This window comes from Dyella solisilvae, assembly GCF_003351225.1.
GTDB classification, from domain to species: domain Bacteria; phylum Pseudomonadota; class Gammaproteobacteria; order Xanthomonadales; family Rhodanobacteraceae; genus Dyella; species Dyella solisilvae.
Genome location: NZ_QQSY01000002.1, coordinates 649,138 through 668,567 on the forward strand (window position 1 = coordinate 649,138; position 19,430 = coordinate 668,567).

Sequence of the window (19,430 nt, forward strand, 5' to 3'; positions counted from 1 at the left end):
TACAACACGGTGAGTTTTTTGCCGTCATTCCGGCGCAGGCCGGAATCCAGCGACTCACGGCGTGAGGTCCAGACGGTGTCGCATCGACATGCGCACCGTCGCTGGATCCCGGCATGCGCCGGGATGACGAGCTTGTGGCGTCGAGACGCGGTTAGCGGCTGACCGCGGCGACGGCGTTCACCACCGTGTCGAGGTTTGCGCGATTGAGCGCCGCCACGCAGATGCGGCCAGTGCCGACGGCATAGATGGCGTACTCCTCGCGCAGGCGGTCCACCTGGGCCTTGCTGAGGCCCGAGTAGGAGAACATGCCCGCCTGCTGCTGGATGAAACCGAACTGCGGGGCGCCCGCCGCCGCCAGCTTCTCCACCATGCCGGCGCGCATGCCGTGGATGCGCTCGCGCATCTCGGCCAGCTCCTGCTCCCACATCGCCTTCAGCTCGGTGCTGTTGAGCACGCCCGACACCAGCGCGCCACCATGGGTGGACGGGCTGGAGTAGTTGGAGCGGATGGTGCGCTTGACCAGCGACTGCACGCGCGCCGCTTCCTCGCGGTCCTTGCCCACGATCGACAGGGCGCCCACGCGCTCGCCGTACAGCGAGAACGACTTGGAGTAGGAGTTGGCGACCACGAAGGCTTCGATGCCCGAGGCGCCGAACAGGCGCACCGCGGTGGCGTCGGCGTCGATGCCCACGTCAAAGCCCTGGTAGGCCATGTCGATGAAGGGCAGCAGCTTGCGCTCCTTCACCAGGTCCACTACCTGCTGCCACTGCTCGGCGCTCAGGTCCACGCCGGTCGGGTTGTGGCAGCACGCGTGCAGCAGCACCACGGTGCCCGGATCGAGCTTGCCCAGGTCGGCGAGCATGCCGGCGAAATCGAGGCCGTGGCTGTCGGCGTCGTAGTAGGCGTAGCTCAGCACTTCGAAGCCCGCCGAGCTGAACACCACGCGGTGGTTCTCCCAGCTCGGGTTGCTGATGGCGATCTTCGCGGTCGGCAGCACCTGCTTGAGCAGGTCGGCGCCGATGCGCAGCGCGCCGCTGCCGCCGATGGTCTGCGAGGTGGCCACGCGGCCAGCCGCCAGCAGCGGCGAGTCCTCGCCGAACACCAGCTTCTGGGTGGCGACGTTATAGGTGGGCATGCCGTCGATCGGCAGGTAGCCGCGCGGTTTCGCCTCCAGCGCCAGCGCCTGCTCCACTTCGCGCACGGCCTTCAGCAGCGGGATGCGGCCTTGTTCGTCATAGTAGATGCCCACGCCCAGATTGACCTTGCCCGGACGGGCGTCGGCCACGTAGGCCTCGGAAAGTCCCAGGATCGGATCGCCCGGAACCATTTCAACGGATGCAAAGTGCGACACGGCGTTACTCGACTAGTGGTTTGAGGGTCACGACTCGTCCGGCGAACCGGCGAGCCACTGGTGCGCATCGGCGCGTACGGCTCCTTCGCCCGCGCCCAGCGCGGCGAAGTCGAACAGATTGCGATCGGCAAGCTGGGAGGGCGCCACGTTACCCAGCGCGCGGAAAATGTTCTCGGCGCGGCCGGGCTGGGTCTTCTCCCAGTCGTCCATCATGCGCCTAACCGCCTTGCGTTGCAGGTTTTCCTGCGAACCGCAGAGATTGCACGGGATGATCGGAAACTCGCGCGCCTCAGCATAGGCGGCGATGTCGCTTTCCCTGCAGTACGCCAACGGGCGGATCACCACGTGGCGGCCGTCGTCCGAGCGCAGTTTCGGCGGCATCGCCTTGAGCTGCGCCTGGTAGAACATGTTCAGAAAGAACGTGCCAAGGATGTCGTCGCGATGGTGGCCGAGCGCGATCTTGGTGATGCCGTTGGCCGCCGCCCAGTGGTACAGCGCGCCGCGCCGCAGGCGCGAGCACAGGCTGCACATGGTCTTGCCTTCGGGAATCACGCGGGTCACCGTGCTGTAGGTGTCCTGCTCGATGATGTGGAACGGCACGCCGCGCGCGGTGAGGTAATCCGGCAGCACGTGCTCGGGAAAGCCCGGCTGCTTCTGGTCCAGGTTCACCGCGATCAGTTCGAAGCGCACCGGCGCCTTGGCCTGCAGCGACAGCAGGACGTCCAGAAGCGTGTAGGAATCCTTGCCACCGGACAGACACACCATCACCTGGTCGCCGGCCTCGATCATGTTGAAATCGGCGATCGCCTGGCCCACCTGATGGCGCAGGCGCTTGGCCAGCTTGGCGGCCTCGTACTCGTGCTTGCGGGGGATCTCGGGCTGGGCGGACATGGACGGGATCGGGCGGGTCGGCCCCCCATTGTAACGGGCTGAGCGCCCAGGGTCCGGCCGGAGTAGACTTCAATCCTTCCCTCCCGCTTCCGCCCCCGCCATGCAGGTTCAGGACCAAGCCGAGATCGCCCACCTGCTGGCTGAGCTGCGCGTCGAGCACCGCGACCTCGACGTGGCGATCGAGCACCTGGCCTCCACGCTCAGCCGAGACGAGCTCCAGCTGACCCGGCTGAAGAAGCGCAAGCTGTTGCTGAAAGACCACATCGCCCGCCTCGAAAGCAAGCTGATTCCCGATTTGGACGCCTGAACGTCCGTCCCGCCCTGGAGCCTCGATGCCTGCCTTGTCGCCTGTCCGTCTGGAAGACGCGTACGTCGCGCTTGAACCACTGATGCCGGAACACGCCCCAGCACTGGAGGCCGCCTCGGCTGATGGCGAGCTGTGGAAACTGTGGTTCACCAGCGCACCGGCGCCCGGCGAAGCGGCTGCCTACATCGCCAAGGCCCTCGCGGGCCAGACCGCCGGCCAGATGCTTCCATTCGCGGTGCGCGAGAAGCGCAGCGGCGACATCGTCGGCACGACGCGCTTTTACGACGTCGTGCACGAGCCGCCGCGCGTGGCCATCGGTTACACGTGGTACGCCAAGCGCTGGCAGAAAAGCCATCTGAACACGGCCTGCAAGCGCCTGCTGCTGCAACATGCATTCGAGACGCTGGGCTGCGTCGCGGTGGAACTGCACACCGACCATCGCAATCTCGATTCACAGCGCGCCATCGAGCGCCTGGGCGCGAAGCGCGAAGGCGTGTTGCGCAACCACAAGCGTCGTCCCGACGGCAGCCTGCGCGATACCGTGTGCTACAGCGTGATCGACCGCGAATGGGCCGACGTGTCGCGCTGGCTGGCGATGCGGCTGGAGCGCCTGGCAGGCTGAAAAGCCCACGATCCTCTGTGCGCGCCAGCAGAGCCGCCGCGCTTCCCGCGATCACGCGTAGCGAGGTCGCGCACAGGGCGCCCTCCTGCAAGGAGCTCGCTCAGAGCAGGCGGGCGATCAGCCGATCCAGCCGCACGCGTCGCAAGCGCTTCAGCATCCGCCGAACCTCGGGCGGGTAGCTGCGCACTCCTTCGAGCTCGTGGTAGTGCGCCACGCGCGTGGCGTGCTGGCGCAAAGCCTCCCATTCGGCGGCGTGCTGCGCCACCAGCAGGCCGGACGGATCGCGCAACAGCAACCCGTTCTCCAGGTCCAGCGCCCACGCGCGTGGATTGAGGTTGTTGCCGGTCAGCACCGCCACGTCCTCGTCCACGAACAGGCCCTTGAGGTGGTAGCTGTTGTCGTCGTGACGCCACAGCCACAGGTTGAGTCGGCCGCGGTCGATCGCGCCCTGGTGCAGGCGGGCGAAGCGCCGCAGGTTCGCCTCATAGAGATAGGGCAGCAGGCCTATGCGGTTAAACGGCTGTCCGGGCGGGATATAGAAGTCGTTGGCGACCTTGTCGCCTACCATGATGTCGAGCTGGCAGCCACGACGCAGCAGTTGGCCGATCGCCGCGCGCACGGGACGCGGCAGATTAAAGTACGGCGTCAACAGGATCACCCTCCGCTGCGCGCCGCGCATCAGCCCCAGCAAGGTGTCGTTGAGCGCGTTGTCGCTGCGCCCGAAGCCGACCAGTGGTGTCACCGCAACCTCGCCCTCACCCGGCGCCTCGTGCGCCCCCCGGTAACGCGCCTGCTGCAGCGACTGGCGCAGGCGGCGGATCGGCTCCTGCAATTCGCGCGTGCGCGGCAGCGGCGCGCGGTCCAGTCGAATGACCGCGTCGCTGTCGCGGAACTCCCGCGCCACCAGGTCCGCCATGCTGTCGGCCAGCACGCGGTCGCGGATCAGGTGATATCGATCGAGCCGATAGCGTCCGTGCCGGCCCAGGTACACGTCGTTCAGGCTGGCGCCGCTGTACAGCACGGCATCGTCGATGACGAAGCCTTTCAGGTGCAGCACGCCGAACAGTTCGCGGTTCTGCACGGGGACGCCGCGGATCACCACGCCCTCGCCCAGGCGCTGCGCGTACTCGCGGTACATCGCCGCGTTGCCTTCGCTGTCGCCCTTGCCGATCAGGCCGCGCCGCGCGCGATGCCAGTCGACATAGACCTCCACACTCAGTTCCGGCCGCGCGGCACGCGCGGCATACAACGCGTCGAGCACCTCCCGGCCGGCGTCATCGTCCTGCAGGTACAGCGCCACCAGCACGATGCGCCGCTGGGCCGAGGCGATCAGCGCGAGCAAGGTGTCGCGAAACGCCTCCGGGCCGGCCAGCGTGCTGATCGCGGAAGCCGCCACCGCCAGTTGCGGAAAGCCTGACAGGTCCTGCTCGCGTCGACGGCGCAGTGAAAGGAGTCGACGGGCGAGACTACGCGGCGAGGGCAACGGACGATTCATGGGGCGCCATGTTAATGAAGCGCGCCCCCGTGTTGGAGCGCGCCCTGTGCGCGACGGGTGTTACGACCTCACTGCTCTATCGGCTTTTGGCGCAGAAAGTGCGCTTCCACCGCCTGTTTCATGGCGAGGGCTGCGCCTGCTCGCCCCGGTCCAACACTCGTCGCGGCTGCACTTCGATGCTCGCGGTCATGCCCGCCGCCAGCACCACGTCCTTGGGCACGCTGGACTCCTCGATGGCGATGCGCACCGGCACGCGTTGCGCCAGACGCACCCAGTTGAAGGTGGGATTGACGTCCGCCAGCAGGTCGCGGCCGGGCGGGTTGTCGCGGTCGGTGATGCCGCGCGCGATGCCGGTGATGTGGCCCTTCAGGCGCACGCCACCGCTCATCAGGCGGATGTCCACCGGATCGCCAACCCGCACGCGCGGCAGCTTGGTCTCCTCGAAGTAGCCGAAGAGGTAGAAGCTGTGGCGATCAATCAGCGCCATGCGCGGGCTGCCGGTGGCGGCGAAGTCGCCCACGCGCACATCGAGGTTGGTGACATAACCATCCACCGGCGCGCGCACCTCGGTGCGCTCCACGTCGAGCTTGGCGCGGTCGACGGCGACCTGCGCCTGCACCACCGCGGCCTCGGCCTGCTCGCGGGCCGCGCTGGCCTGGTGGCCGCTGGCCTGCGCCTGCTGCCACACGGCGAGCGCGGTATTGGCGGCCGACTTGGCATTGGTGCGATCTTCCACCGGCACCACATCGGCCAGCGCCTGGCGGCGCTGCGCCTGTTGCTGGCGCATGTCGAACTCGGCCTTGCGCGCGGCCGCGCTGGCCAGCACCGCATCGATGTTGGCGCCGGCCGCCCGTGCGCTCGCCTTGGCCGATTCCAGGTTGGCCTCGGCCTGCGCCAGTGCGATGTGGTAGCGCTGGGGATCGACCTCGAACAGCACGTCGCCCTTCTTCACTTCCTGGTTGTCCACCACCGGCACCCTCGTCACCAGTCCGGCCACGTCGGGCGCGATGCGCACGACTTCGGCGCGCACGCGACCGTCGCGGGTCCATGGCGAGTACATGTAGTGGTTCCACAACGCCCGGCAAAGCACGAGCGCCACGATGACGACGACGGCGGTGATGGCGAAACGGAGCAGCGCTTGGGGTTCAATTTTCATGGTCAGGTATACAGCAGCAGGCCGGCAGCGCCGAACAGGACGAAAAACACGGCAACGCGGAACAGCGACGGATGCCAGACGTAGCGATACAACCCGTAGCGGCCGACGATGGTGTCGACCACCCACAGCACCAGCAGGCAACCCGCATAGATCAGCAGGATGCCGGGAACCAGTGCGTCGGCAAGGGCGATTTCATGGGGCATGGACGGTCTCCGTTGCCTTGACGATGTAGGGAGCGATCGCGGACTCGTCGTCACGCAGCGCGGTACGCAGCTGCAGCAGGTGGGCCAGCGCAGGCTGGCAGCTGGCGCGCGCCTGCGGGAGTGTCTGCCGGGTGAGCGTGATGGCATGGTCAACCGCGCGATCGGCCTCCTGCCAGCGCGTCCGGTCGGGAGCGTCGTACAACCGTCCCAACGATTCCACCGCCCGCTGCATGGTGTCCAACAGGGGTGGCGGCAACTCTGCGTGCTGCATGTCCTGGCGCAACTCGATCAGGGCGCGACCGCTGTCATGCACGGCCAGCGCCCAGGCCAGCAGGCTGCGCTGCTCAAGGCTGTCCGCCTTGGTGAACTGCACGATCTGGTGGAACAGGTCGCGGTTGCCGCTCTCGAAGCGGTACACCAGGCCCTGCAACGGCGCCGTCGCGGCGATGGACACCTGTCGGCGCAGCTGCACCAGTTGACGCTGGCGCAGCCATTGGGTGCCAATCACGGTGGGGATCACCATGAACGCCGCGCCACTCATCATCAGGCCGAACAGCGAGGCGATGGCGTCATTGAAGAAGTGCTCAGGGCTGTACACCATCGGATTCTTCAACGCGAGGATGTACACAAAACCGAGCGTATAGCCCGCGCCGATGCCCGGCAGGGTGGTGTTGCGCGTGGTCAGGTAGGGCCCGATCGACAGCAGGGGCGCCGTCACCAGGATGAACATCAGGAAGCCGTCGCTGCCTGGCATCAGCCAGAACACCACCACGTAGCAGGCTGTCATGCCTATCGCGTAACCGATCCAGGTGTTGGCGGTCGACGCCAGCGGCGCCGGCGAAGTCGCCAGCAATCCACTGAAGATCGTGGCGAGCAGCATGGCGTTGGGACCGTACGGCCAGCTCGTCTTGATCCAGAACACGCTCAGCGTGAGCATGGTGAGGAAGGTGCGCACCACCGCGATCAGGGGCGCGGCGAAGTCATTCGCGCGCTTGAAATCGACGCGCTCCACCGTGCCGCCGAGTACGCCCTGGGTTTCGCGCAGCGTCGCCTCCAGCGCGGTGAAGTCTCGCAGTTCGCTCACGAAGCGATAGAGCAGCGCCGCGCCGCTGTCGAATTCCAGGAGCAGCTCCGGATCCTGCCGCAGCTCATCGCGCAACTTCGCCGCCAGCGGCTGCAAGGTCGGCTCGCAGGCCTCCAGCCGGCTGGCCACCAGGCGCGGCCTGGCGGGGTCGGCGAGCGGCGGCTGCAGCGCCTGCCCTACCGGGGCATACAGCCTGATCAGCGCTCCCGCGGTGTTCGGGTGGTTGTTGCGCTGCAGGCGGTTGATCAGATGGTGCAGCGACTGGAAGCTGGTGGCCGCCGCCATGAAGCGCACATTGAGCAGCTGCATGCGGCTGCTGCGTGCGCGCGCTTCCGGATCCTCGAAGATCACCGAGGCGCGCAGGTCCTCCAGCTGCACCGACGCGCGCACGAAGTGCAGGTGCGCCTGCTCCATCTGCTTGCGGGGAATGGCGCCGCCCAGGCTGCCGCTGGCGAATCCCATGAAGTGCACATACAACTCGCGCGCACTCCTGCGCAGCAGCTGGCGCAGGCGCTCGGGCAGCACCACGTCGCTGATCAGACCGGCCACGATGATGCCCAGCAGCACCTCGCTGACGCGCAACATCGCCGAGTCGAACACAGCGTTGGGGTGGCTGATTGCCGGCAGCGCCACGATGGCGGCGGTATAGCCGGCCAGCACGAAGCCGTAGGACATGAAGTTGCGGTAGAGCACCGCGCCGCCGGCGCACAGGCCCACCCACAGCGACAGGCTGAGCAGGAACAGCTCGCGCTCCTGCGGGAAGGCCGCCATGAGCAACACGCCGCACAGGCTGCCGGCGCAGGTGCCGATCGCGCGATAGAAGCTCTTGGCCAGCACCATGCCGCTGTGCGGATGCATCACGATGGATACCGTGATCATGGTGGTCGAGGGCTGCTCCAGTTGGAACAGCATCGACAGCCAGGCGGCGATGTAGAACGCCAGCAGGCACTTGAAGACGAAGATCCAGGCCTGGCGCTCGGTGGTCAGGAATTCACCGAGCCAGGGCACGCGGCGCAGGATCGGAAGCGGGGACGGGACTGCGGACATGACTTACTCGCGCTCCAGCTGCGCCAGGAACTTCTTCAGCAGGCGCTCCAGCTGCGCCATGTCGCGCGGCTGCAGGTCGCCCACCTGGTGCTCGAGAAGCGCGCACACATCGGGCATGAAGCTCTCGATCAGCGCCACGCCATCCTTGGTGAGGGTCAGCGTCACCTTGCGCCGGTCCTCGTCGCTGGCGTTGCGCGCGATCAGCCCCTTGTCCGCCAGCTCGTTGGTCAGGCGCGTGATGTTGGCCGACTTCTCGCCCGCCGCATCCGCCAGCTCGGTGGGATGCAGCGCATAGCCTTCGGTGCCGTACAGCATCATCAGCAGGTTGTACTCGGGATGATTGATGCCGTAGGGCCTCAACATGGCGTTGGCGTCGTCATGCACGCGCTTGTAGATGTGCTTGATGAGCCGGATCAGCACCGCGGGGTCGCGCGGAAACGCTGGATGGCGCTGGAGGGTGACCGCCAGGCGCTGCTCGGTGGGAAGGAAGCTGCTCATGGCCGACGGCCTACTTAGTACATATATGTAATATATACATGTGAATTTTATGACTGCCGCGGTATCCCCGCAAGAGCGTCATCCTCCAGACGTGAAAAAGGCGCCACGAGGGCGCCTTTGGTTGCTGGCGGCAGCCCAGCCTCGCTGGGCCCGGGCTCAGTTGCCCTTGACCGGGTAGGTTTCGAACCCGCCAGGCGTGGTTTGCGGATTGGGCTGGCTGGCCGGATTGGTCGGCGTGGTCGCCGGGCGATTGGCCGGCGCCAACTGGGTGTTGCCACACTGATAGGCGCCCCAGGCCTGCGAGCCATCGGTGGGATCGCCCAGCGGGCGGATGGTGTCGGCGTGCATCTTGGCGGCCTCGTTGCGCGCCATGACTTCCAGTTCGTCGCGCACCTTGATGTCATTGCGGTTGACCGGACCGACGTGGTCCATGACCGATACCGTCACCTTGCCCATTTCATGGCAGGAGGACAGATCGCCAGTCCAGGCCGTGCGGACGTTCTTGCCGGCATCGTCCAGCGTGATGCCGTAGGTGCAGGCGCCGAGCAACGCGATGGGAACGAGCAACAGCAGGGTCTTGCGCATGGGTAGCTCCGGAACGTGAACGAGAAAAGGCCGGGCGGTTATCCGCCCGGCCCCATGCTAACCCGGGAACGTGAACAGTCCCCACAGGTTCTTGCCGATTTTTACTTGGCCGGCTTGCCGTCGCCGTCGATCACCTGCACCTCGCCGAGCTTGAGCGCCCGCACCGGCTGCTCGATCTTCTTCAGGTCGCCCACGATCACCCAGGTCATCGCGCCGGGCTTGATGATCTCCTCGAGCGCGCCCTGGGCGTCGCCCTGGGTCACCGCCTGGGTGCGGGCCTTCAGCGTCTGCACGTAGTCGTCGGGGCGGGAGAACTGCACGATCTCGCTCAAGGCGCCCAACACCTCGGCGCTGGTCTCGAAACTGCCCGGCAGGCCGCGGATGTTGGAGTCCTTGATCTTGTCGACCTCCTGCGTGGTGAGCGGACGCGGCCCGATCACATCCTTGGATTCCTTCAGCACCTCCTGCGCGGACTCTGCGGTCTTGTCGGTCTGCACCGGCGCGTAAATCAGGAACGGGCGCTGGCCGATCGCATCGCGCATGAAACTGAAGGCGCCATAAGCCCAGCGCTTGTCTTCGCGCAGGTTCATGTTGAGACGCGAGGTGAAGCTGCCACCGAACGCGCCGTTGCCCACGTCGATGGCCAGCTCGTTCGGCGCCTTGCTCGAAGGCGCGAGCAGGCCGGCCAGGATCAGCGACTGCGGCGCCTCCGGCTTGTTGATCAGGAACACGCGCGGCTTGGGCTGCGGCGCCACGGTGGCGATGTTCTTCTTCGGCACCGGCGTGGACGGCGCCGTCCAGTCACCGAAGGCGGCCTCAAGCTGCGGGATGATCTGCTGCAGCGTGGTGTCGCCGGCAACCAGAATCTTGAGGTTGTCCGGGCGCAGCCAGTCGCGTTGGAAGGACGTCAGGTCACTAGCCTGCATCGCCTTGATCGCCTCCTCCGTGCCCGAGCCGGTGAACGGAATGCCGTAGGCGTGATGCGCGCCGTAGATCAGCGGTGGCAAGGTGCGCAGGGCCAGCGCAGTGGGCTGGGTCTTTTCCTGCGCGATGCCGGCCAGCCACTGGCCGCGGATGCGCTCGATGTCCTCAGCCTTGAACGCCGGGTTGCGCACGATGTCGGCAAACAGCGCCAGCGAAGGCTGCAACTGCTCGTTGAGCGCGTTAAGCGAGGCCGAGCACGAATCGAGCCCGCAGCCGACGCGCGTGATGGCGCCCAGGCGCTGCTTGCGCTTGGACACTTCGACCGAGTCGAGGTCCTTGGTGCTCTCGTTCATCAGGGTGGTGGTGAAGCTGGCCGTGCCGAGCTTGCGGCCCTGGTCGGCGGCGTAGCCCGAGTTGAACATCAGTTGCACATGGGTCACCGGGATGGTGTGGCGCTGGGCCAGGATCACCTCGATGCCGTTCTTGAGCTTGCCGCGCTCGAGCGCGGGGAAGCTCAGGTCCGGGAACTGCGTCACTTCGGGCACGCCCTTGCTGCGATCCACCTGGCTCTTGCCGACCACATATTCCTGCTTCGGCGGCAGCTTGGGCTCCGGCCGGCTGGTGGCCGGCGGCAGCGCCACCACCTTGGCTTCCTCGGCGTCCGGATCGAAACCGGGGCCGGCGGGCAGCACGGTGAGCAGGTAGTCACCCTTGCTCAGCCACTTCTCGGCGGCCGCCCTGACGCTGGCCGCAGTGGCAGCGTCGGCGCGCTGCAGGTCCTTCTTGTAGGCGCCGGGATCGTCACGGTAGACCTGACCCTCGGCCAGGATCACCGCCTTGCCGCCAAAGCCACCGACCTTCTCCAAGCCACGCACGAAGCCGGCGCGGTTGCCGATCTTGGCGCGCTCGAGTTCATCGGCGGTCGGGCCTTCGGCGAGGAACCGCTTCAGCTCCTCCTGGATCACCGCCTCGACCTTGGCCGGATCCACGCCGTCCTTCACGTCGGCCTGAATCTGGAACTGGCTGGCCAGTGCGAACGGCGAGATGCTCGCCGAGATGTCGTCGACCAGTTTGTCCTGGTAGACCAGCCGCTGGTACAGACGCGAGGTCTTGCCGCCACCGAGCACGGTGGAGGCGAGGTCGAGCAGGATGGCGTCGTCGGTACCGAGCTGCGGAACCACCCAGGTGCGATAGATGCGCGGCTGAGCCACATGGTCGTGCTGCACGCCGCGCGTGGACTTCTCCAGCGGGGTGATCCACGCCTGCTGGCGCGGCACCGCCGGACCCGCCGGGATGTCGCCAAAGTACTTCTCGGCCTTGGCCTTCGCCTCGGCCACAGTGATGTCGCCGGCCAGCACCAGCACGGTGTTGGCGGCGCCGTAGTAATCGTGGAACCACTGCTTCACGTCGGCGAGGGAGGCCGCGTTGAGGTCGGCCATCGAGCCGATGGTGTCGTGCTGGTAGGGATGGTTGCCCGGGAAGGTGTTGGACAGGATGTTCTGGTCCACGCGGCCATATGGGCGGTTCTCGCCCTGGCGCTTCTCGTTCTGCACGACGCCGCGCTGGGTATCGAGTTCCTTCTGGCCGATCGCGCCCAGCAGGTGACCCATGCGGTCCGATTCCATCCACAGCGCCATGTCCAGCGCGGTGGTGGGCACCGTCTCGAAATAGTTGGTGCGGTCGAACCAGGTGGTGCCGTTCATGTCGGTGGCGCCAGCCAGCTCGAACGGCTGAAAGTAGGTGCCCTTGTGGTTCTCCGAACCGGAGAACATCAGATGCTCGAACAGGTGCGCGAAACCGGTCTTGCCCTTGGGTTCGTCGGCCGAGCCCACGTGGTACCAGATGCTCACCGCCACGACTGGCGCCTTGTGGTCTTCATGCACCACCACGGTGAGGCCGTTGGACAGGGTGAACCGGGTATAGGCGATGTCGGGGACGGCGGTCGCTGCCGATTCCACCACCGCGCTGGGGGCAGCCACGGCCGGCAAACCGGCGGAGACGCTGAGCAGACCTGCGACGAGCAGGGCGAGGGGCTTTCTTGCCATTACGGCACTCCTGAATTGTTGCTACCGGTGAACGATCGGAGGCTAGCCACGCCTCCGGACCTTGGCAAATGACCAATGGCACGGCGTTTGGTGCCCGGACGAGTGTCCGTCCGGTTGTCCGGGCGCGGACGGTCGCTGTCCGCGGACAGCCATCGATTCCCGACGCTTCTGAAGAATTTTCAACAAGCACAGTCACTTGAAAGTGAACGAGGGCTTGGCACGAGCCTTGCCATACCTACCGTGCAGGACCTACCCCACTTTCATCGGAGATATGAATCATGAAATTCGAAGCCTTTATGCTGCGCGGCCTGTTCGTCGCTTGCCTGCTGGTTTGCGGACTCGTGTTGGGCGCCATGGTGAATGCCTCGCCGGACGCGGTGCGTCTCGCCGCCGCCGGTTCCGCCGGCCAGCTGATCGCCACTCCTACTGCCTGTGCACTGCCGCCTGATGGCGTGGTGTGCCCGCGCCTCAACGGCTGAGCAGGGACGCTTACCGTTTCGCGGGTCCGGGAGAGACCCGATAATGGCCGGATGCTACATGTCATTCTTTTCCGACCCGAGATACCGCCGAACACTGGCAATGCGATCAGGTTGTGCGCCAACACCGGCGCCACGTTGCACCTGATCCGCCCCTTGGGATTCGAGCTGGACGATGCGCGCCTGCGACGCGCAGGCCTGGACTACCACGAATATGCGCAGCTGGCGGTGCACGACGACCTGGCCAGCTGTCTCGAGGGCATCGGCCAGCCAAGGGTATTCGCCTTCTCCACGCGCGGTCGCGTGGCCCATGTGGACGCACGCTTCAGCAAGGGCGACGCGCTGCTGTTCGGCTGCGAGACCGCCGGCCTGCCCGGCGAGGTGCTCGACACCATTCCCGAGGCGCAACGCCTGCGCCTGCCGATGCGGCCCGACAGCCGCAGCCTGAACCTGTCCAACACCGTCGCCGTGGCGGTGTACGAGGCGTGGCGCCAACTGGGCTTCGAAGGCGCCGTGTAGGAGCGCGCCCTGTGCGCGACCGCGGCTTGCATGGGGGGACTCACGCAAGCCTTCCCTCCGCCAGCAGCATCAGGGGTTCCGGCGCCGCACCCCCTTCCGGTAACGCCAAGGAATGGCGTTGACGTTTCGCCGCCAGAACGCTGGCGCCACGGCCTCAACCGTTACAATCGCTGCCATGACTGCCTCTTCGCCCCGCTCCCTGCTGCCACGCCCGTTGCGCGCCCTTGCCGGCCGCGCGCTGGAAACCGCACTCAACCACACGCTTTCGCTCGACCCGGACACCGTCGGACGCCTGTCCGCGCTGGACGGCCGCAGCGTGCAGCTGCACCTGCGCGGCCCCGAACTGGCGCTGTCCGTTACGGTGGAAGGCGAGCGCCTCAAGGTTGGTCCTGCTCAACCGGACAACCATCTGCGCGTCGCCGCCACCCCGGGCAGCCTGCTGGCGATGTTGGTCAAGCGCGACGATGAGGGCGTGGCCCCTGGCAAAGTAGATATCGCCGGCGACGCCGACCTGGCCCGCCGCCTTGAGAAGCTCGCCAGCAAGTTCGCGCCGGACTTCGAGGAAGCCTTTGCGCGCACCTTCGGCGACGTGCTCGGCGTGCCGCTGGCCAAGGCGGTGCGCAGCGGCCTGGCGCATGCGAAGGAATCGGGCAGCCATCTGGCCACTGATACGGCCGACTGGCTACGCGATGAAGTACGCGTGGCGGCGGCGCCTGGCGAGGTGGAAAGCTTTCTCGACGGCGTGGACGAATTGCGCGAACGCAGCGATCGGCTCGAGGCGCGACTGGCGCGCCTGGAGCAGCGCCTGAAGAAGGGACCGGGCGCGTGAGGACACCCCTGAAGGTCGTACCGCGCGTGATGCGCGTCGCCTCCGTGCTGCTGGCGTACCGGCTCGACGAGCTGGTCGACGCCGCCCATCTGTTCCGCCCGCTCAAATTGGTGCGCCCGTTTGCGGCCAAGCCACGGGTGGACGTCCGCACGCTTTCGCGCGGCGCCCGCCTGCGCCTGGCGTTGACCGACCTCGGGCCGATCTTCGTGAAAGCCGGCCAGGTGCTGTCGACGCGACGCGACCTCGTCCCGCCCGACATCGCCGACGAACTGGCGCAGTTGCAGGATCAGGTGCCGCCGTTCCCCGGCGCCGAGGCGCGCGCGATCGTCGAGCAGCAGCTCAAGGCCCCGATCGACCGCCTCTACGCAGACTTCGACGAAACGCCGCTGGCTTCCGCCTCCATCGCCCAGGTGCACGCCGCCACCCTGCACGACGGCAGCGCGGTGGTGGTGAAAGTGCTGCGTCCGGCCATCGAACAGCGCATTGCGCGGGACATCAAGCTGCTGCGCTCGCTCGGCGAGCTGGCCCAGCGCTGGCATCCCAACGCCGACAAGATCCGCCCGCTCGACGTGGTGGCCGAAGTCGAGAAGATGCTGGAGAACGAGCTGGATCTGCAGCGCGAAGGCGCCAGCGCCAGCCTGCTGCGCCGCAATTTCGAGAGCGGCGTCGACCTGTACGTGCCCGCCGTGCATTGGGACCACACGGCCGAACGCGTGCTCACCCTCGAGCGCGTGCACGGCGTGAGCTGCGATGACATCGCCGCGCTCGATGCCGCCGGCGTGGACCGCAAGGCGCTGGCGGTGAAGGGCGTGCGGCTGTTCTACGAACAGGTGTTCCGCGACAACTTCTTCCACGCCGACGCCCATCCCGGCAACATCTGGGTGGATACCACGCGCCCCGGTGAGCCACGCTTCATCGCGCTGGACTTCGGCATCATGGGCTCGCTGCCGGAACAGGACCAGTACTGGCTCGCGCAGAACTTCATCGCCCTGTTCGAGCGCGACTACGCGCGCATCGCGCAGCTGCACGTCGACGCCGGCTGGATGCCGTCCACGGTGCGCATCGATGAGCTGGCCGCCGCCGTGCGCACGGTGTGCGAGCCCTACTTCACCCGCCCGCTGTCGCAGATCTCGCTGGCCGAGCTGGTGGTCAAGCTGTTTCAGACCGCGCGCCGCTACGAGCTCACCCTGCAGCCACAGCTGATCCTGCTGCAGAAGACCCTGCTCAACATCGAAGGCGTGGGCCGCATGCTCGATCCGCAGATCGACATCTGGGCCGTGGCCCATCCGGTGCTCGAACGCATCCTGCGCGACCGCTACAGCCCTCGCCGTACGCTGCGCGAGGTACGCAAGCGCCTGCCCGAGTGGTTCAACGCCGCGCCGCAGTTCCCCGAACTTATCCGCGACGCCTTGCGCCAGGTGGCCAAGGGCGAGCGACAGACCGTGGCCGACCCGCGCGAGCTCGCGCAGCGGCGTGAGGAATCCCATCGCACGCAGCGCGCGCTGGCGTTTGGACTGCTGGGCGGGAGCCTGTTGTTGGGCGCCGCGGTGCTGTGGACACAGGCGGCAGAACACGGCGCCTGGCCTGCCGCGATAGCCGCGGCCGCCGGCCTGCTGTCATTCGCAGCGGGCTGGCCCCGCCACTCATAACCCCCTCAACGTCATCCCGGCGAAGGCCGGGATCCAGTGACTTTCTGCCGTACAAACAAGATTGAAAGACACTGGATCCCGGCCTTCGCCGGGATGACGGCACTGATGAAGTAAGCCGCTAGATCGTTCCCATTCGCCACCATGCTCGACATCCTCTACCAAGACGACGCCCTCATCGCGGTCAACAAGCCGGCCGGCCTGGCCGTGCACCGCTCCAAGATGGTGGGGAATGCCGAGGAGTTCCTGATCGACCTGCTGCGCGAGCAGGTTGGCGGCGTCACCTATCTCGCCCATCGCCTGGACCGTGCGACCAGCGGCGTGCTGCTGGTGGCGCGCTCCAGCGAGATCGCCGCCGCGCTCGGCGAGCAGTTCATGGGGCGCGACGTGCAAAAGCAGTACCTCGCCGTGGTGCGCGGCTGGCCGGAGCCGGCAGAGGGCCTGATTGACTATCCCCTGCCCGGCTCGCGCGAGACCGGTCCGCGACGCGACGCAAGCACCAGCTACCAGCGCCTGGCCACCACCGAAGTCGACATCGCCCTGGGCCGCTATCCGCAGCAGCGCTATGCGATGGTGCTGGCGGAGCCTCACACCGGCCGCTTCCGCCAGATCCGCAAGCACATGGCGCACATCCACCACCCCATCATCGGCGACTGCCAGCACGGGCGCAGCGACCACAACCGTCTGTACAAGCAGTACTTCAGCTGTCACCGCATGCTGCTGCACGCCTGGCGCCTGAGCTTCAGCCATCCGGTCACGGGGGCGCCGATGCGACTGGAAGCGCCGCTCGATTTGGCCTACCAGGCGCTGCTCGCACGCTTCGGCTGGTCGCTGCCCGAAGCCTGATGCAGTGCGCGATGGCGGGGTGTCGTGCCACGCCGCTAAACTTCACTTCATGCTCACGATCAGCCGATCCATCGTCCTGCCCGAGACCGAGCTGACCGAGCGCTTCCTGCGTGCCGACGGTCCCGGTGGGCAGCACGTCAATCGCACCGAAAGCGCAGTCGAACTGCGCTTCGACGTGGCGCATTCGCCGTCCCTGCCCGAGCCCTTGCGGGCTCGCCTGTTGGCGCGGCGCGACCGTCGTCTCACCGACGACGGCGTGCTGGTGATCCAGGCTCGGCGCTTCCGCGACCAAAGCCGCAACCGCGAGGATGCGCGGGAGCGGCTGGTCGAGATCATCCGAGGCGCGCTGATCGTTCCCAAGGCGCGCATTGCCACCAAACCCACTCGCGGCTCGAAAGAGCGCCGCCTCGCCGGCAAGCAGCAGCGAGGCAAAATCAAGCAAACACGTTCGCGTGACTGGAGTCGTGAATGAGTAACCGGATGCTCCCATCCGCACCGCCCGAAGCACCCAAGCTCAACAGCCGCTTCTGGCCCTGGCTGGCGCGCGTGCTGCTGCGCCTGAGTGGATGGCGGCTGCTTGGCGAGCTGCCCAACGAGCCCAAGTTGATCCTGATCGGGGCGCCCCATTCGTCCTATTGGGATGGCTATTACGGCCTGCTGATGAAGATCGGCCTGGGCGTGGACATCAACATCATCATCAAGCGCGAGGTGCTCGACGGGCCGCTGGGCATCTTCCTGCGCCCGATTGGCATGATCGGCATCAATCGCAGCGCCGCGCTCAACGTGGTGGGCCAGATGGTGAAGCGCTTCGCAGAGAAGGACCGCATGTGGCTGGGCATCACGCCCGAGGGCACGCGCAAGAAGGTGAAGCACTGGAAGTCAGGCTTCCTGCGCATTGCGCACGACGCCAACGTGCCCATCCAGACGCTCTTCATCGACTACCCGACCAAGACCTTCACCTTCGGGCCGGTGGTGCGCGCGACCGGCGACCACGACGCCGACATGACGAAGATCCGCGCGCTGTTCTCGCCGTACCGCGGCAAGCACCGCAATGCTTGATTTGTGCGGTCATCCATGACCGCGAAGATCAAGAGGCAGCCATCCATGGCTGCACTCTTCAATGGGTGCAGTCACTCATTCATGAGGGAATCCCGGTGACGTCGCTCGGCATCCAGCACTTCGAGGCCTTCCTGCTCGCCTGCATCGCGCTGAACATGACGCCGGGCCTGGACACCTTCTACATCCTCACCCGCAGCGGCCGCGAAGGCCGCGCGGTAGGCGTGGCGGCGGCGCTCGGCATCAACGCCGGCTGCATCGTGCACACGCTGGCGGCCGTGCTGGGCATCTCGGCGATCCTGATGACTTCGGCGCTGGCCTTCAGCGTGCTCAAGTACCTCGGCGCCGCTTACCTGCTGTGGATCGGCCTGCGCATGCTGCTGACCCGGAGCGGTAGCGCGCGTCCACCCACGGTGACGCGCGGCAAAGGCCTTGCCGCCGCCTTCCGCCAGGGCATGCTGACCAACGTGCTCAATCCCAAGGTGGCGCTGTTCTTCCTCGCCTTCCTGCCGCAGTTCGTGTCGATGCAGGCTTCGCACCCGCAGTTGGGCCTGATGGTGCTGGGCCTGAGCTTCATCGGCACCGGCACGACCTGGTCGATGGTGCTGGCCTTGCTCGGCGGGCACGTCCACCGATTGCTCAACGCACGCCCGCACATAGGACAGTGGATGGACCGCGTGTGCGGCACGGTGCTGCTGGGCTTTGGCGTGAAGCTGGCGCTGCAGCGCCAGTCCTGACCCCCGCACACCATCGCTGCACGGGCGCGATCAGCGCTCGGAGTGGCCGGACTCGTCGTAGTCGCGATGAGTCAGCAATCCCGGCCGGATCAGGTCGACGAATGCGCGCGCCTCGGCGGTGAGGAACTTGCCCTTGCGCATCACCACGCCGTAGCTGCGCTGGGGGAAGTATTGCTTCATGTTGCGCACGGCCAGACGCGAGCGGTCCGCCTCGGTGATGCAGATGCCGGTGACGATGGAGATGCCCAGGCCCATCGCCACGTACTCCTTGATCACCTCCCAGCCGCCCACCTCGATCGCTACCCGGTACGGCACCTGCCGCTGTTGGAACACCAGGTCCACCAGGCGGTAGGTCGACAGACGTTGGGGCGGGAGGATCAGGCCGTAGGGCGAAAGGTCCTGCAGGGTGAGCGAGGATTTGCCCGCCAGCGGATGGTCCAGCGGGGTGATCAGCATCGGGTCGTAGTGGTAGACCGGCGCCCAGGCGATGTCGTTGGGCACGTCCAGCATCGAACCCACCGCGAAGTCGGCTTCATCAGCGCGCAGCAGCGCCAGGCCATCCTTGCCGGTGACGTTGGCGAGCTGCAGATGCACCTCGGGAAACTGCTCGCGGTATCGGCGCACCAGGTCGGGCAGCAGGTACTGGATGGTCGAGCTGCCGGCGGCGATGGTCAGTCGTCCGCCCTGCAACCCCTTCACCCTGGCCTGGAAGTCGCGGTCTAGGTTCTCCCAGCCCTCTACCAGTGGGCGGGCCAGCTCGTACAGCGCCTCGCCGGCGTCGGTGAGGTTGATGCGACGGCGGCGGCGCTCCAGCAGGGTCACGCCCAGCTCGCGCTCCAGCGCCTGCAGCTGCAGGCTCACCGATGGCTGAGACAGAAAAAGGGCCTCGGCGGCGCGCGTCAGGGTGCCCAGCTTCACCGTGTAGACGAAGGCGCGCATCTGCTTCTGGCGGTTGCCCTTGTAGTAGAACCGGCTGCCCGCGTCCGCGCCGCCGGCCCCGCGTTCGGGACGTTTCGACGGCTTGGATCGGGCTTTTTTCCGCACCTGCAGCAATTGTTTGGGTGTTTTCACGTCTTATAACTCAACTAGTTGCAGAACACATTGGGGATATTA

20 protein-coding genes are annotated in these 19,430 nt (G+C 66.7%); 10 read left to right on the forward strand and 10 right to left on the reverse strand.

Annotated features, from left to right (window positions below):
* Positions 1–151 precede the first annotated feature (151 nt).
* Both DVT68_RS10090 and ttcA read right to left on the reverse strand, forming a co-directional pair.
* On the reverse strand, positions 152–1,351 hold the full coding sequence (locus DVT68_RS10090) for an amino acid aminotransferase (RefSeq protein ID WP_114824936.1): 1,200 nt from the start codon (positions 1,349–1,351) through the stop codon (positions 152–154).
* 27 nt (positions 1,352–1,378) lie between these two features.
* Entirely contained in the window at positions 1,379–2,242 is an 864-nt protein-coding gene (gene ttcA, locus DVT68_RS10095) for a tRNA 2-thiocytidine(32) synthetase TtcA (protein WP_114824937.1), read from the reverse strand.
* A gap of 100 nt (positions 2,243–2,342) precedes the next feature.
* Here ttcA and DVT68_RS10100 point away from each other — a divergent pair, with 100 nt between their 5' ends.
* Positions 2,343–2,549: a YdcH family protein gene (locus DVT68_RS10100; protein WP_114824938.1), complete on the forward strand. Its 207-nt coding sequence runs from the start codon at positions 2,343–2,345 to the stop codon at positions 2,547–2,549.
* A gap of 25 nt (positions 2,550–2,574) precedes the next feature.
* Positions 2,575–3,171, forward strand: a complete 597-nt coding sequence (locus DVT68_RS10105; RefSeq protein WP_114824939.1) for a GNAT family N-acetyltransferase — start codon at positions 2,575–2,577, stop codon at positions 3,169–3,171.
* 100 nt (positions 3,172–3,271) lie between these two features.
* Here the strand turns inward: DVT68_RS10105 and pssA are convergent, their stop codons facing one another.
* The 7 genes from pssA to DVT68_RS10140 form a co-directional block, all read right to left on the reverse strand.
* Positions 3,272–4,666: a CDP-diacylglycerol--serine O-phosphatidyltransferase gene (gene pssA, locus DVT68_RS10110; RefSeq protein ID WP_114824940.1), complete on the reverse strand. Its 1,395-nt coding sequence runs from the start codon at positions 4,664–4,666 to the stop codon at positions 3,272–3,274.
* Between the two features lie 118 nt (positions 4,667–4,784).
* Positions 4,785–5,822: an HlyD family secretion protein gene (locus tag DVT68_RS10115; RefSeq protein WP_114824941.1), complete on the reverse strand. Its 1,038-nt coding sequence runs from the start codon at positions 5,820–5,822 to the stop codon at positions 4,785–4,787.
* A gap of 2 nt (positions 5,823–5,824) precedes the next feature.
* The gene (locus tag DVT68_RS10120) at positions 5,825–6,025 is read right to left on the reverse strand and encodes a DUF1656 domain-containing protein (RefSeq protein ID WP_114824942.1); all 201 of its coding nucleotides are present in this window, start codon (positions 6,023–6,025) and stop codon (positions 5,825–5,827) included.
* Positions 6,015–8,156 (reverse strand): FUSC family protein, encoded by a 2,142-nt coding sequence (locus DVT68_RS10125; RefSeq protein WP_114824943.1) that lies wholly within the window; start codon positions 8,154–8,156, stop codon positions 6,015–6,017. The genes DVT68_RS10120 and DVT68_RS10125 overlap by 11 nt, the downstream gene beginning before the upstream one ends.
* A gap of 3 nt (positions 8,157–8,159) precedes the next feature.
* On the reverse strand, positions 8,160–8,654 hold the full coding sequence (locus tag DVT68_RS10130) for a MarR family transcriptional regulator (RefSeq protein WP_114824944.1): 495 nt from the start codon (positions 8,652–8,654) through the stop codon (positions 8,160–8,162).
* 156 nt (positions 8,655–8,810) lie between these two features.
* Entirely contained in the window at positions 8,811–9,239 is a 429-nt protein-coding gene (locus tag DVT68_RS10135; protein ID WP_114824945.1) for a DUF4156 domain-containing protein, read from the reverse strand.
* Between the two features lie 101 nt (positions 9,240–9,340).
* Positions 9,341–12,208: a M16 family metallopeptidase gene (locus DVT68_RS10140; protein WP_114824946.1), complete on the reverse strand. Its 2,868-nt coding sequence runs from the start codon at positions 12,206–12,208 to the stop codon at positions 9,341–9,343.
* Positions 12,209–12,486: 278 nt separating this feature from the next.
* Here DVT68_RS10140 and DVT68_RS10145 point away from each other — a divergent pair, with 278 nt between their 5' ends.
* From DVT68_RS10145 to DVT68_RS10180, 8 genes are all read left to right on the forward strand, one after another.
* Positions 12,487–12,687: a hypothetical protein gene (locus DVT68_RS10145; protein WP_114824947.1), complete on the forward strand. Its 201-nt coding sequence runs from the start codon at positions 12,487–12,489 to the stop codon at positions 12,685–12,687.
* 51 nt (positions 12,688–12,738) lie between these two features.
* Positions 12,739–13,203: a tRNA (uridine(34)/cytosine(34)/5-carboxymethylaminomethyluridine(34)-2'-O)-methyltransferase TrmL gene (trmL, locus tag DVT68_RS10150; protein WP_114824948.1), complete on the forward strand. Its 465-nt coding sequence runs from the start codon at positions 12,739–12,741 to the stop codon at positions 13,201–13,203.
* 175 nt (positions 13,204–13,378) lie between these two features.
* The gene (locus DVT68_RS10155) at positions 13,379–14,032 is read left to right on the forward strand and encodes a ubiquinone biosynthesis accessory factor UbiJ (protein WP_114824949.1); all 654 of its coding nucleotides are present in this window, start codon (positions 13,379–13,381) and stop codon (positions 14,030–14,032) included.
* Positions 14,033–14,040: 8 nt separating this feature from the next.
* Positions 14,041–15,681: a ubiquinone biosynthesis regulatory protein kinase UbiB gene (gene ubiB, locus DVT68_RS10160; protein ID WP_425477490.1), complete on the forward strand. Its 1,641-nt coding sequence runs from the start codon at positions 14,041–14,043 to the stop codon at positions 15,679–15,681.
* A 141-nt stretch (positions 15,682–15,822) separates the two neighbouring features.
* Complete coding sequence (locus DVT68_RS10165) at positions 15,823–16,524, forward strand: pseudouridine synthase (RefSeq protein WP_114824951.1); 702 nt, start codon at positions 15,823–15,825, stop codon at positions 16,522–16,524.
* Positions 16,525–16,573: 49 nt separating this feature from the next.
* Entirely contained in the window at positions 16,574–16,996 is a 423-nt protein-coding gene (gene arfB, locus DVT68_RS10170) for an alternative ribosome rescue aminoacyl-tRNA hydrolase ArfB (protein WP_114824952.1), read from the forward strand.
* A gap of 8 nt (positions 16,997–17,004) precedes the next feature.
* Entirely contained in the window at positions 17,005–17,583 is a 579-nt protein-coding gene (locus DVT68_RS10175; RefSeq protein ID WP_233523424.1) for a 1-acyl-sn-glycerol-3-phosphate acyltransferase, read from the forward strand.
* 95 nt (positions 17,584–17,678) lie between these two features.
* Positions 17,679–18,317 (forward strand): LysE family translocator, encoded by a 639-nt coding sequence (locus DVT68_RS10180; protein ID WP_114824954.1) that lies wholly within the window; start codon positions 17,679–17,681, stop codon positions 18,315–18,317.
* A gap of 30 nt (positions 18,318–18,347) precedes the next feature.
* Here the strand turns inward: DVT68_RS10180 and DVT68_RS10185 are convergent, their stop codons facing one another.
* Positions 18,348–19,388: a LysR family transcriptional regulator gene (locus DVT68_RS10185; protein WP_425477472.1), complete on the reverse strand. Its 1,041-nt coding sequence runs from the start codon at positions 19,386–19,388 to the stop codon at positions 18,348–18,350.
* Positions 19,389–19,430: the final 42 nt, after the last annotated feature.

Bases quoted from the DNA above. Each gene is read 5' to 3' on its own strand.
- arfB (WP_114824952.1), top strand. From the start codon at position 16,574: ATGCTCACGATCAGCCGATCCATCGTCCTGCCCGAGACCGAGCTGACC.
- DVT68_RS10125 (WP_114824943.1), bottom strand. From the start codon at position 8,156: ATGTCCGCAGTCCCGTCCCCGCTTCCGATCCTGCGCCGCGTGCCCTGG.
- DVT68_RS10145 (WP_114824947.1), top strand. From the start codon at position 12,487: ATGAAATTCGAAGCCTTTATGCTGCGCGGCCTGTTCGTCGCTTGCCTG.
- DVT68_RS10165 (WP_114824951.1), top strand. From the start codon at position 15,823: ATGCTCGACATCCTCTACCAAGACGACGCCCTCATCGCGGTCAACAAG.
- DVT68_RS10140 (WP_114824946.1), bottom strand. From the start codon at position 12,208: ATGGCAAGAAAGCCCCTCGCCCTGCTCGTCGCAGGTCTGCTCAGCGTC.
- DVT68_RS10130 (WP_114824944.1), bottom strand. From the start codon at position 8,654: ATGAGCAGCTTCCTTCCCACCGAGCAGCGCCTGGCGGTCACCCTCCAG.
- DVT68_RS10135 (WP_114824945.1), bottom strand. From the start codon at position 9,239: ATGCGCAAGACCCTGCTGTTGCTCGTTCCCATCGCGTTGCTCGGCGCC.
- DVT68_RS10100 (WP_114824938.1), top strand. From the start codon at position 2,343: ATGCAGGTTCAGGACCAAGCCGAGATCGCCCACCTGCTGGCTGAGCTG.
- pssA (WP_114824940.1), bottom strand. From the start codon at position 4,666: ATGAATCGTCCGTTGCCCTCGCCGCGTAGTCTCGCCCGTCGACTCCTT.
- DVT68_RS10105 (WP_114824939.1), top strand. From the start codon at position 2,575: ATGCCTGCCTTGTCGCCTGTCCGTCTGGAAGACGCGTACGTCGCGCTT.
- DVT68_RS10120 (WP_114824942.1), bottom strand. From the start codon at position 6,025: ATGCCCCATGAAATCGCCCTTGCCGACGCACTGGTTCCCGGCATCCTG.
- ttcA (WP_114824937.1), bottom strand. From the start codon at position 2,242: ATGTCCGCCCAGCCCGAGATCCCCCGCAAGCACGAGTACGAGGCCGCC.
- DVT68_RS10175 (WP_233523424.1), top strand. From the start codon at position 17,005: ATGCTCCCATCCGCACCGCCCGAAGCACCCAAGCTCAACAGCCGCTTC.
- DVT68_RS10155 (WP_114824949.1), top strand. From the start codon at position 13,379: ATGACTGCCTCTTCGCCCCGCTCCCTGCTGCCACGCCCGTTGCGCGCC.
- DVT68_RS10115 (WP_114824941.1), bottom strand. From the start codon at position 5,822: ATGAAAATTGAACCCCAAGCGCTGCTCCGTTTCGCCATCACCGCCGTC.
- trmL (WP_114824948.1), top strand. From the start codon at position 12,739: ATGCTACATGTCATTCTTTTCCGACCCGAGATACCGCCGAACACTGGC.